This window comes from Desulfuromonas carbonis (assembly GCF_054658035.1).
In genome coordinates, this window is the sequence record NZ_BAAHXR010000002.1 from 874,621 (window position 1) to 886,915 (window position 12,295).

General features: G+C 61.5%; 12 protein-coding genes. 1 reads left to right on the forward strand and 11 read right to left on the reverse strand.

All coding sequences use genetic code 11. From position 1 onward, the window contains the following. Positions 1-68 precede the first annotated feature (68 nt). On the forward strand, positions 69-1,475 hold the full coding sequence (locus ACYQ8E_RS06440) for a ParA family protein (protein WP_082820327.1): 1,407 nt from the start codon (positions 69-71) through the stop codon (positions 1,473-1,475). Here the strand turns inward: ACYQ8E_RS06440 and ACYQ8E_RS06445 are convergent. The 11 genes from ACYQ8E_RS06445 to ACYQ8E_RS06495 are packed head-to-tail and all read right to left on the reverse strand — an operon-like array spanning position 1,469 to position 12,292. Continuing rightward, positions 1,469-2,644 carry a divergent polysaccharide deacetylase family protein gene (locus ACYQ8E_RS06445; RefSeq protein ID WP_066727721.1) on the reverse strand — a complete coding sequence of 392 codons (1,176 nt, stop codon included), beginning with the start codon at positions 2,642-2,644 and terminating at the stop codon, positions 1,469-1,471. The two genes, ACYQ8E_RS06440 and ACYQ8E_RS06445, sit on opposite strands and share 7 nt — an antisense overlap. Before the next feature lie 48 nt (positions 2,645-2,692). Next, entirely contained in the window at positions 2,693-4,009 is a 1,317-nt protein-coding gene (locus tag ACYQ8E_RS06450) for a S41 family peptidase (RefSeq protein ID WP_066727722.1), read from the reverse strand. Positions 4,010-4,026: 17 nt separating this feature from the next. Then, entirely contained in the window at positions 4,027-5,199 is a 1,173-nt protein-coding gene (locus ACYQ8E_RS06455; protein ID WP_066727723.1) for a murein hydrolase activator EnvC family protein, read from the reverse strand. Next, positions 5,199-6,095: a permease-like cell division protein FtsX gene (ftsX, locus tag ACYQ8E_RS06460; RefSeq protein ID WP_066727724.1), complete on the reverse strand. Its 897-nt coding sequence runs from the start codon at positions 6,093-6,095 to the stop codon at positions 5,199-5,201. The genes ACYQ8E_RS06455 and ftsX overlap by 1 nt, the downstream gene beginning before the upstream one ends. A gap of 54 nt (positions 6,096-6,149) precedes the next feature. After that, positions 6,150-6,815: a cell division ATP-binding protein FtsE gene (gene ftsE / locus ACYQ8E_RS06465; RefSeq protein WP_066727725.1), complete on the reverse strand. Its 666-nt coding sequence runs from the start codon at positions 6,813-6,815 to the stop codon at positions 6,150-6,152. Between the two features lie 4 nt (positions 6,816-6,819). After that, complete coding sequence (locus tag ACYQ8E_RS06470; protein ID WP_066727726.1) at positions 6,820-7,230, reverse strand: type IV pilin protein; 411 nt, start codon at positions 7,228-7,230, stop codon at positions 6,820-6,822. A 7-nt stretch (positions 7,231-7,237) separates the two neighbouring features. After that, the gene (locus tag ACYQ8E_RS06475; RefSeq protein ID WP_066727727.1) at positions 7,238-7,729 is read right to left on the reverse strand and encodes a type II secretion system protein; all 492 of its coding nucleotides are present in this window, start codon (positions 7,727-7,729) and stop codon (positions 7,238-7,240) included. A gap of 7 nt (positions 7,730-7,736) precedes the next feature. Next, complete coding sequence (locus tag ACYQ8E_RS06480) at positions 7,737-10,307, reverse strand: secretin N-terminal domain-containing protein (protein WP_066727728.1); 2,571 nt, start codon at positions 10,305-10,307, stop codon at positions 7,737-7,739. A 17-nt stretch (positions 10,308-10,324) separates the two neighbouring features. Then, positions 10,325-11,155: a hypothetical protein gene (locus tag ACYQ8E_RS06485; RefSeq protein ID WP_066727729.1), complete on the reverse strand. Its 831-nt coding sequence runs from the start codon at positions 11,153-11,155 to the stop codon at positions 10,325-10,327. Next, positions 11,152-11,730, reverse strand: coding sequence for a type 4a pilus biogenesis protein PilO (pilO, locus tag ACYQ8E_RS06490; protein ID WP_066727730.1), 579 nt, complete (start codon positions 11,728-11,730; stop codon positions 11,152-11,154). The genes ACYQ8E_RS06485 and pilO overlap by 4 nt, the downstream gene beginning before the upstream one ends. A gap of 1 nt (position 11,731) precedes the next feature. After that, positions 11,732-12,292: a PilN domain-containing protein gene (locus ACYQ8E_RS06495; protein WP_066727731.1), complete on the reverse strand. Its 561-nt coding sequence runs from the start codon at positions 12,290-12,292 to the stop codon at positions 11,732-11,734. Between the last annotated feature and the right edge of the window lie 3 nt (positions 12,293-12,295).

Genomic DNA, 12,295 nt, shown 5'->3' on the forward strand with positions numbered 1-12,295 from the left:
GACCACCAGATATTGGGGTTTTAAATTGACAAAGCGGCCCTGATTCCCTATATATAGGAATCTCTTCAATGAATCAAGGAACCGTCATGTCGCAACTCTACGTGGTGACAATCGCCAGCGAAAAGGGGGGGGTCGGCAAAACCACCCTGGCGACCAACCTCGCCATCTATCTCAAGGCATTGTGCGAAGACCTGCCGGTCACCCTGTTCAGCTTCGACAACCACTTCTCGGTCGATCGCATGTTCCGGATCGGCCAGGGAACCCCGCGCGGGGATGTTGCCGACCTGCTACAGGGAACGCCCGCCGAGGCGTTGGTCGAACTGGGCGAATACGGCGTCCAGTTTATCCCTTCCCGCTCTGACCTCACCAGCCTGCGCGAGCGACTGACCACCCCGGACCTCCTCGCCAGGATGCTCTGTGCAGCGCAATTGACCGGGGTTCTGATCATCGACACCCGCCCCGACCTCGACCACTTCACCCGCAACGCCCTCTACGCCGCCGACCGGGTTATCGTCCCGGTCAAGGATATGGCCTCCCTCGAAAACTGCCGCAACCTCTACGCCTTCTTCGCCGAGCAGGGGCTGAGTAAAAAGGCGCTGCGCATTCTCCCGTGCCTGGTCGACTCGCGCATTCATTTCGACGGCCCCTTTCGCGATTCCTACCAGCTGCTCAAAGGCTATGCCATCAATCGCGGCTACCGCTGCCTGGAGGGATATATCGCCAAGAGCCCCAAGGTCGAATCTCTCAATACCAACCCCGACGGCAAGATCTACCCGGTCATTACCCATGGCCGCGGCACGGAGGTCCATATCCAGTTCAGCCACCTGGCCCGCCAGGTCTTCCTCGACCTGCGCGACTGCAATGAACTCCGTCTTTCGGCCATAGCATTGGAGCAAGAGCGCCGGAGCCAGGAGCGCAGCAGCGCCTTTGCGGCCCGTCTCGCCAAAATCGCCCCGGGTTGCCTGCTGTGCGACCGCGAACTGGTCGGACCGGGAGGAGTCGAATCAGCGGGCTATTTTGCCGCAACCGGAAGCGGCAGCCTCTCCGGTTTCCTCGATGAGGAATGCTACTCGGAGCTGGTCTTCCGCCATATCTTCCAGTCATCGCGGGAAGGGAGCGGCAGTCAGCCTTTGCGGGAGCTGTTCCGGGAATCGGCGCAGCGCTCCTACTTCGTCCTGCGGCGTGCCCCGGGAACCCGCAATTTCTTTCGCCAGCAGCTCTCTTTTTACCGCTTCGACGAAAGCGGTCTCGAAGTTTCCCACCGGGTAATCGACCTCGACGGGCTTGGCCGGGAAACCGAGAACCCGTTGCAGCGACTGGCGCTAAGGACCCTCTGCGACCAGCAGGGACGACTGGGGGACGATTTCCTGCTGGTGCGCAGGGTGAGCAGCGATGTGCCGGAAGAGATCCTCTACGATGAAGCCCAGGAAGCCTTCCGGGAAGCCGGGCGGCGCATTGCCAGCCAGTTCTACTGAGGGGCGGTCGGAACCGCAACCAGCTGCGAAACCGGCACCACTTCGATGCCGGCGGCGCGCAGTTCGGGGAGGGCCTGGCGCAAGGCGGTCAGGGTCGCGGGATGGGGATGGCAGATGCCGATGGCGCTGCCGTGCTGGCGAGCCATGCGAATCAGCTTGCGGATTTCACCGCCGATCAGGCCGGCGTCCTGGACATTATCAAGGAACATATCGCGCTGGGCCACCGGAATTCCGGCCCGCCGCGCCAGTTCAAAGGCGACCGATGCGCCGGTCGTCCGGCTGTCAACAAAGAAGAGCCCCGCCTCGCGCATCTGCCCCAACACCACCGCCATTCCCGCCGGATCCTCGGTAAATCTTGACCCCATGTGATTGTTGCCGCCCACTGCAAAGGGGACCGCGGTCAGGTAGCCCTGGAAACGTTGCCGCAATTCATCGGCGGAAGCGGCGACGAAAAGGGCATCATGCCCCGGGTTGACGGCCGGGTAGCCCTGCGGCTCCATCGGGATGTGGATCAACACTTCGTGCCCCGTTTCGTGGGCAAGCCGGGCCGACTCCCGGGCATGGGTCTCGTTGGGAAGAATGGCCAGGGTCAGGGGCACCTTGACGCCGAGGAACTGGCGCAGGGTCGCGACGTCACGCCCGAGATCATCAACGATGATCGCAACCCTGGCACTCCTGCCGGGCTGGGCGGGAGGGGCTGGGGGCTGGAAAAGGATCGCCCCCTGCTGATGATCGCCATGAAGAATCCGCAGGCCTCGTCCCGGCAGGAGCTCGGCCTCCACCCCTGGCAGACGACACAGCGACTCGGCCATGGCCGCCAGTTCGGTCGATGGGGGGATGGGACGGGCGACCCGGTACTCCCAGCTGGCGGCACCGGGTTCGGCATCAAACCGTTCCCCCCGCCAACCGGCGCTCTCGAGCCGGCGCCGGATTTCCTCCCAACGGGTCCCTTCCGTTACCTGCGGGGGAGTTGCCGGGGCGCCGGCACTGGGCGAGGGGGGCGGCACGGTCGGCGAGAGATAGCGGCTGCGCAGCTCGCCAAGCAGAATGAGGCTGACCAGGACAAAGCCGACCAGGAAGACCCCGGCGAGCCAAAGTTTCAGGGTCAGGGACCCCCCGTGCGAACGGCGGGGGGATTTGCGCCGCGACGGTTTTTTCCTTGCGGACATGAAGGTTCCAGCAGCAACGGGGATTGGGCCCCCGGAAAAGACGACAAATCAAGCGGCCTTGTGGGTCAGCTCCTGCATGATGCGATACCCCTTGAGCAGATCGAGGGCCCGCAGCAACTGATAATCCTGCCGTGCTGCCTGGTCAAGCTGGAATTTGGGTGTCGCCGCCGGTTCGGTGGTCACGGCCGGGCTCCCCCCCTCGAAATGATTGGTGAGATCTTTTTCCCGCAGCCCGCTACCCTCTTCGAGTTCCTTGATCTCCATGGCCGGCACGACGATATCCGGGGTTATCCCCTTGGCCTGGATGGAGATCCCCGCCGGGGTAAAGTAGCGGGCCGTGGTCAGGCGCAAACCGGAGTTGTCGCTGAGGGGCATGATAGTCTGCACCGAGCCCTTGCCGAAGCTCTGGGTGCCGAGAATTACGGCACGATCGTGATCGTGAAGGGCGCCGGCCACGATTTCCGAGGCGCTGGCGCTACCGCCGTTGATCAGGACCACCAGGGGATAGTCCGGTTCGGTCCCGTCCTGGTGCGCGGTGAACTTCATCGCGCTCCCCTCTTCGCGCCCTTCGGTATAGACAATCAGGCCACTGTCGAGAAAGAGATCCGACACCTTGACCGCCTGATCCAGGAGCCCCCCGGGGTTGTTGCGCAGGTCGAGAATGAGACCGGAGAGCCCCTGGGGGTTTTCCTGGTGAAGTCTTTCCAGGGCTTTCAGCAGATCGTCCCCGGTGCGCTCCTGGAACTGGGTAAGCCGCACATAACCGAACCCGTCTTCGAGGGTCTTCGCCTTGACACTCTGGATCTTGATCAGTTCCCGGACCAGGGTGAATTCCTGCGGTTTTTCGAAGTCATCGCGCATCACGCTGATCGTCACCGAGGTCCCCTTCGGACCACGCATCTTCTTGACCGCGTCCATGATCGTCATCTCTTTGGTCGATTCCTCACCGATCATGATGATCTGGTCACCGGCCTTCAACCCGGCCCGGAAGGCGGGGGTATCCTCGATCGGCGAAACCACCGTCAGCACGTGGTCCCGAATGGTAATCTCGATGCCGAGCCCACCGAACTCCCCCCGGGTGTCGACGCGCATCTCCTTGTAGACGTCCGGCGGCATGAAGGAAGAGTGGGGATCGAGGGAACCGAGCATGCCGTTGATCGCCCCGTAAATGAGGTCTTTCATCGGCACTTCTTCGACATAGCTTTTGCGGACGATCGCGAGGACATCGGTAAAGAGCTTGAGTTCCTGGTAATCCTGCCCCGATTCGGCAATCGCCGGCGGGTTGAACCTGCCGCTGGAAAGCCAGCCGAGCAGGACCAGGGCAAGAACCAGGATGAAAAGAGTCGCACGCCGACTTTTATGCATATCCGTCTCCTCCGGACTCAGTGATTTTGGTGGGGTGCCAGCCAGGCTTCCGGGTCAAGGGGGGTGCCGCTGTGACGGATTTCAAAATAGAAGCGGCGGGCGCCTTCGTACCCGGTCAGCGCCACAACCTCGCCCCGCTCCACCTGGTCACCGACCTGCTTGGTCAGGCTGGCCGCCTGGGCATAGAGCGAATAGTAACTCTCCCCGTGATCGATGATCAGCAGCCGGCCGTAGCCCTTGAACCAATTGGCGAAAATAACCCGCCCCGCCCAGATGGCCCGCACTTCCTCGCCCGCCCGGCAGCCAATTTCAATCCCCTGGCTGTCGTGCAGGGTACCCAGTTGCGGGTTCCTTCCGGTCCCGAAACTGACCTCCACCGGACCCGGCAACGGCCAGGCAAGACGGCCCTGCTGCTGGACAAACAAGTGTGAATCGCCACTATACTCGGCACCTTTGGTGGATTCAAGCCTTTTGACCAGGGCCACCAGCCGCTCCGCCCGTTCGCGCAGATCGGCCAGTTCCCGCTCGAGGCCGGCCCGTTCCTGGCGCAACTCGGCAACCAGGCGCGCCTTGAGCGCTCCAGCTGCCTTCAACGTTTGCTGTTCCCGCCGGCTCGCTGCCAGGCTGGCCTCTTCCTGCCGTTTGAGCTGCGCCAGGCGCTGCAGGCCCGCTTCCTGCTGCTGCAACGTGTCCCGGTAGCCGGCAATCAGCTGCCGGTCCCGGCCGATGATCCGTCCCAGGAAGTCATAGTCTTCGGCCAGACTGGCGGGTGAGGTTGCCCCGAAGAGGACCCGCAGCAGGCCGCCATCACCCGACTTGTAGAGGCCGACCAGGCGTTGCCGGACCTTTGCTGCCAGGGCGGTGACCGATCGCTTGATTTCCGCGACGAGTTGCTCTTCGGTACCGATCCGGGCACTCAGCTGCCGCAGCGAAACCTGCCGCTCACGAATGCGCTTTTCGAGCCGGCCCTGTTCCTCCTCAAGGGTCGCCAGGTCCGCGGCAAGGTGTTTCTCCCGATCCTTTTTTTCGGCGGCGTTTGCCGCCGTAGTTTCAATCCGTCGCTCGATCTCGGCAAGTCGCTGCCTGGTTGTCGTCAGCTCATCGGCCCGGAGCGGCCCTGGGGCGAGCAGGACCAGGAGGAGCAGGCCGACGCCAATACGCCTCCCCCGGGCACCGCCGTGCAACCGCATCAGGCCCGTACCAGGCGGCGCAGGGAGAGCAGGCTGCCGGCCACCCCGAGGAAGACCCCGAGCCCAACCAGAAACAACTGGTAGATCGGGGGGAGAAAGGTAATGCCGTCAACCCCTGCCGCCAGCAGCAGGGTACTCAGCCCCTGTTGCAGGAAACCGTGAAACACCAGCGCCGCACCGGCCAGGGCCAGGCCGCCGCCGCACAACCCCTGGATACCGCCCTCGAGAAGAAAGGGGGTCTTGATAAACCAGGGGGTCCCCCCCACCAGCGCCATGACTTCCAATTCATCCTTGCGCGCATAAAGCGTCAGTTTGATGGTGTTGGCGACGATAAAGAGGGCGGCAAAGAGCAAAAAGCCGCCGAGGACCAGAAAGCCGGTGCGCAATAGGGTGAGAAACGCCTCAAAGCGGTCGAGCCAGTCCTGCCCGTAACGAAGATCGGCCAGCCCCAACCGGTCTCGCAGCGCCGCCACCACCACCTCCGCGCCGGCACGATTGCGGGCCTCGGGACGCAGGCCGATTTCAAGCGAGGCGGGCAGGATGTCCTCCTCGACACCTTCCAGCAGGGAGGCATCGGCGCCAAGCCGTTGGCGAAAACGTTCGAGGGCGGTGCCGCGACTGACGAAAACGACCCGATCCACCTCAGGAAGAGCGGCGATCGATTTCTTCCAGGACTCCAGAACGGAGGGTGCCGGAACCTGGTCAAGATAAGCGACCACCTGGACTTGCTGACTCCACTGGCTGGTCAGTTTCTGGATATTCAGGACGAGGATGCCGAAAAAGGCGAGGATGGTCAGGGCGACGGCCACCGTGCCAATTGCGGCGCCGCACAACACCGGGCTTTGCCGAATGTTGCGCAAGGCCCGTCGCAAGAGGTAGAGACTCCGTTCCAGCACTCCAGGTTCCTTTTGCAAGCGGCGGATTCGACCCCTGCCGCGCCGGTTAAAAATCTAGGGAGTACGGTCTTCCACCAGGCGACCCTGATCGAGAATGATCTGCCGGCGGGGAAATCGGCTGATCATCGCCCGGTCGTGGGTGGCGATCAGGACCGTGGTACCGCGGGCATTCGCCCCTTTGAATAGCTCCATGATATCGAGAGTGATTTCCGGATCAAGGTTGCCGGTCGGCTCATCGGCCAGCAGAACCAGGGGGTCGACGACCAGCGCCCGGGCAATGGCTGCCCGTTGTTGTTCGCCACCGGACAATTCGAGGGGGCGGCGGTGCAGCTTGTGCTCCAGACCGACCTGTTTGAGGGTTTGATAGACCTTTTTACTGACCTCGAAGCGTTTGCGCCCCTGGACCTCAAGGGGAAAGGCCACATTTTCGAAGATGGTACGGGTCGGGATCAGCTTGAAATCCTGAAAGACGATGCCGAGTTGCCGCCGCAAATAAGGAATGCGGCCGGGCCCCATGCGGGTGACATTGAGCCCATTGATCAGGATCTGGCCGCGACTCGGTTTTTCAGCCGCGTAGAGAAGCTTGAGCAAGGTTGATTTGCCGGCGCCCGAGGCCCCGGTAATGTAGATGAAATCGCCTTTGGGAACCTTGAGGGAGATATCGGACAACGCCGAGGCGTCTTTCTGGTAGGCCTTGCAGATGTTGAAGAGCTGGATCATCGCCCTACCACTCGTTGTACGGAATGCCATTGAGTCCGACCAGGTCACTCCCGCTGCGGACATCGAAAACACCCCCTTCGGCCAGCGCCCCCTCCGGGGTCGGTTGGGGTGGCTCGATCACCCAGGTATCGGCGGAGCGGGTAAAGGGGTCGACCGGGATATCCCGCAAATAGCGGGCATCGACCAACTCGTTGAGTGAATCAGGATAGCGGGAGTGATCGGCAAAATAGCCGTCAATGGAGCGCCGCATCTGATAAAGATCTTCCATCAGGACCGTTTCCCGGGACCTGATCAGGCTGGTCTTGTAGTTGGGAACAACAATGCTGGCGAGGATGCCGATGATCGTCATGACGATCAACAGTTCGATCAGCGTGAATCCGCGTTTGCAACTACAAGGTAAAATGTTGAATTTCATCGCAGATCTACCAACTGTTATAGGGCGTGCCATCGAGCGCAGTGGCATCACTCTGGGAATAGACATCGTAAACATCCTCCCCCCCCCAAACCGTCGAGTCAGGTTCATCGGTGTAGGCCCGCAGGCCCCACCCCTGACCATAGGTATCGAAGGGGTCGACGGGAATGCGCCGCAGATATTTGCGCGGGAAGGGGTAGAGATCTCCCCATTCCTTCCCCTCGACCAGGTCCTCCAGGCTTTTCGGGTAGCCGGTTTCATTGACCGAGGTAATGATCTTGTTCTCCGCCTTTGCCTTATCGAAATCGGCTTTGTATTCGTCGATAGCGACCCGGATCATGCGCAGGGAGCGACGCAGTTCCAGTTCCCTGGTCCGGGTCACTGTGACCTCGGCCATCGGCAGAATCGCCGAGGCGAGGACGCCGAGGATAGCCATGGCGATCAACAGTTCGAGCAGGGTCAGGCCTTGCTGACCCCTTCGCGAAAAAAAAGGCCGGGGCATTGACAAGCTAGCGCACCTCGATCGGCAGTCCGTCGGTCACTACTGACAACCGGTTTCCGGCCGGGTCCCGGAAATTCACCCGATCGAGGGTGATCTCGCCCCGGCCTACGGCCTGGGCGGTGAAAACTACCCGTGCCAGGATTCCGGCGCCGGAGGAACCGGTTCCGGCGGCCCCCTGCTTGGTACCGATGATCAGCTGCCCCTTGTCGCGATTGGCGCTGGAGGTGAAGATCGTGCTCGCGCCACTGGCGCCGAGGAACTCTCCTTCCTCGGCCCGTACGAAACTGCAGAGCTCCGGAGGGAAGAACAGAAAGAAGGGAGCACTGTAAAGGTTCTGCATTGCATCCACAGCAACCTCGACGACAAACTCCTCTCCAACCGTGACCAGGCCAGGCCCCTTCAGAAAAATCCGCGCCTCGGCTGGGGCAGGTGCCAATTCAAGGGGAGGCAGGGTCACCTCGGGGACATTCCCGGGAGGTAGGGGTTTGCCTTCCGTCCCAGGGGGGGGCAGCGCGAGCGGCAGACTGGCGGCGGCCGGCATCTGAGCCTGGGGAACTTCCATCATGGCCGGCGGCTCCTGGGGTGGGGGCAGCACGGGAAGAGCGGACTCAGGGTTGCCCGGGCTCATTGTGGCTGGAGGTGGACCTTCCAGCCCTGCCCCTGCCGGAGAAGTGACCGCAGGCTGCAACGGCTGCGCCGGAGTTGCAGGTAATGAGGACACGGAGAACTCAGCTTCACCAGGAACAGCAGCCCCCTGAGTAACCGGGTTGCGCCCAGGAGCGGGAGGGGGCGCGGTTTTATTCTGCTGTGCCTCGAGCGGCGCAGCGAAGGCGCTGAAGTTCGGCCCCGCCTTCAAGTCATCCTCCCCACCCGACCAGATGCTGGCGACATCCGACCTGGGCAATTCGAGGGCCTTGACGATATGGGGGGTGATCGAAAGCAGGATCTCGCGCTTGGTCTTGTCGCGCTTGTGGCCGGAGAGGAGGTCGCCCACCAGAGGAATCCGGCCGAGGAACGGAAAGGTATTTTTGGTCTTGGAGTAATCGTCACGGATCAGGCCACCGAGAATGGTCGTTTCCCCGTCCTTGAGGGTGAGGGAGGTGTTGGCGTTGGTGGTGGAGATGGTCAGCGCCAGGGTACCATTATCGGTGGTCATTCGGTTGGTGACGTTGCTGACTTCGAGCCCGAGCTTGGTGATCACGGTATTGTCCAGCTGCACGCTTGGCTCGACCTCGACCTTGACCCCGACATCGACGTACTGGATATTGTCGGAACGGGTATCAGTCCCGGTGGTGGTGACAGTGATGACCGGTTCGCGCGAGCCGATATGAACCTTGGCCTTCTCCTTGTTGCGCACCCGGATCTTCGGGTTGGCCAGAATCTCCGAATCGGTCAGGGTCTTCTGCAAATTGAAGGTGGCAGAGGGAATGGTGTAGAGAAAATCGAGGTTGCGCAGCCCGCTCATACCGTTGACGGTGATGCTGTCCCCGATGGAGGTCTCACCCGGGTTGACGAAGCCGAAACTGGTGCCATAGCTTTTCAGCCGGGCGCCGATATCGAGGTTGTCGGTGTGGCTGATCTCGACCAGTTCCAGCTCATAAATGACCTCGGCATCGCCGCGATCGGCGGCCTCGATTATCTGCTGCGCCAACCGGATGACATCGGGCGTATCGCGGATCACCAGGGCGTTCAATTCTTCGTGGACATAGATCTTGCGCAGTTGCAGCATCGTCCGCAGCAGGTTGACCGCCTTCTTGGCATCGATGTTGGAAAGATAGAAGGTCTGGATCAGCTGGTCCTGGTACTGCTTCTCCTTGTCCTTGCTGCTGCTGTAGATGATCACGGTCTTCGGGTTGAGCACCCGCTTGCCGAGGTTGTTCATCTTCAGCAGCAGTTCGAGGGCCTGGGCAAAACTGGCGTCCTCGAGAAAGACGGTGACCTTCTGCTCCTTGGTATCTTCGTCGAAAAGGAAATTGATCCCAGAGAGCTTGGAGAGGATGCTGAAGACCTCCTTGATCTGCGCATCCTTAAACTTGAGGGTGATCGGTTTGTCCGAAGCAACATCGAGTTCCTGGCCATCCAGGATGGTTCCCCCGGAGCTTTGGACCTTTTCGAGCAGGGTGCGGGCGCGGAGGTTCTCCGGGTCAAGAATCAGCGCCTGTTGCAGGTTTTTCCGGGCCGGGGCAAAACGGCGCTGCCGGTAAAAATCCTCGGCTTCGTCAATGAGCAGTCCGGCCTGGATCCGCGCCTCCGCCTGCTTGAGCTCCAGCCCGGCGACCGCGAGACTAGGGTCATAGCTGATGGAGCGGCGGAATTCATCGACAGCAGCATTCAATTCGTTCCCGGCGGATAATTCCCGCCCCTTTTGAAGATGTGCCCAACCCGCCTTGGCCCGGGCGTTGGCGAGTTTGACCCGGTACTCGTCGGTATCCGGGTCCCCGCTGGCAGCAGCCAGATACTTTTCAACCGCCGCATCGTATTGGCCCTGGGCCATCAAGTCCTCGCCGGCGACGAAAGACTTCTTGGCCGCGCAACCGCCAAGCAGCAGGGCAAGTAACACGAACAGAACGCAAAACACGCTTGATGCTGGTTTTATCATTGGCCAACCTCATTCGCCTTGACCGGAGATTCCGGCAAAGGGCTATCCGGGGGCAATCCCTCCTCGACGGGAGGAACGGTAATATCGGGGAGTGGCTCGACGGCAGGAGCCTCTTCGCTCCCGGTCATGACCGGCATGGTGGTCGCTGATGGCCGCACCGGCAACAACATCCGCGGGTTAATCCGCGACCCCGGGGTCGGGCTGCGTCCTGTCTTATTTCCGCCACCGGTACCGAATTGGGGGATCAGGGGCTGATTCTCGGCCAGTTCGATCTCGATCTTACGGCTGTCGCCGGCCACCTGGATTACCAACCTGGTGGCAGTCAGTTCGCCGACAGTGAATTCCTGCCGATCACCGAAACGCGTCCCTTTCTTTACCAGATAAAGATCCTTGTCACGACTTAGAAATACAGTCTTTTCCTGATCCTTTTCGAGATAACCGAGAAACCTGAAGCGCGCCAGCTCCCGTTGCACCACCGGGGTGGGCTGCGGTGGCGGCGGAGGTGGCGGTGCCGCGACGACCGGGGCACTGACGACCTTCGGCGGTGGCGGGGGGGGCGGTGGCGGCGGTTCGACGCTGCCAAAAATATTCCGCTTGTACCCGGGGAACGTCCCCTCATTTACCTGGAACAGCTCCAGGTGAAGATGGGTATCGTCGACGGCCGGATCGCCCTTGGGCGTGGTCAGCCGGGTTGGCAAGGGACGTTCCTTGCCGGGCGGGTTCTGCCGGGGAATGCGTTCCTGACGCGGAGAAGCCCAGTAGCTGTAGGCGATGGAGAGCCCGAGACAGATGAGCAGCAGCAGGAGAATAAGTGGTTTTCGCTTCATGGTGCCGGCTTCCGAAAATAGGTCGTCAACCGCAGCCCGAGGTTGATCTGGTCGGGGCGCTCTGCTCCTGAAGAAGTATTCAGGTTCAATTCCTCGATGGCCACCAGACGCGGGGAATGCTCAATAAGGTAGATGAACTTTTTGACCTGCCCGTAATCGCCGGTCACCGTGAAGGAGACGGTGTAGCTGAGCAACTCCTCCTCGCCCTTGACCGGGGCGGGGTCGTAATTGACCCGGTCGATGGCAAGCCTGGACTGACCCGCCATCGCGAAGAGATCGCCGATCAGGCCGGTGAAGTCGGTCCGATCGGGAATAGCCGCCGCCAAGGTTTGCAGGTCGGCAAGACCGCGCCGGAAGAGCCCCTGGGGTGATTCGTCAACCTCTCCGGACTTGCGGGCGTCACGATAATTCTGCTGGGCACGGAGAAAGTCGTTCTCCAGGGCAGCCAGCTGCGGGCCGACGTACCAGAATGCCACAGCTGCCGCGGCAAGACTCACCAGCAACAGGATGCCGATTAGTATTGGCAACACGCGGTTGGTGCGCCAGATAGCCGCCCAGAGCGATTCCCGGACCATGTCAAAAGGCTCCTTCGAGGACCAGGGAGAAGCTCAGTTCCTCCCCCCCCCCGGTCTGCCCCCGGCCCGGTTCAATGCGGGCCTGGTTGAGCAGGTAAACCGCTGCAATATCCTCGGACGCCAGCAGGCGATCGAGGAAATTCTGCAGTTTGTCAAGGTTGCGGGCGAGGCCGGAGATTCTTAGCGAGCGGCCACGAAAGTCAGGCTGGATACTGCGCAACCCGATCCCCGCCGGAACCAGCCTCTCCAGGCGCCCGAGGAGGTCGGTCCAGCGAAAGGTATCCTTGGCCAGAACACCATTAAAAAAGGCAATCCGTTCCCGCAGGCGCTGGTACTCCTCAGCGGAAAAGCGAACTTCGGCAGTACCCACTTCAGGCTGCGCTGCCCGCTCCATCTGGACAATAGCTGCGCGCAGTTTTTGGCTCTCCTGCCAGCAACTCCAGAAATAAGCTCCCAGCCCCGCCAGCAATATCAGCAGAAGCAGCATCGCCACCCCATAGCCGGCATAGAGCAGGCGGCGGTTCAGGTAGGTTTTGGTCGCCAGGTTCAGACTTGGATTCATCCC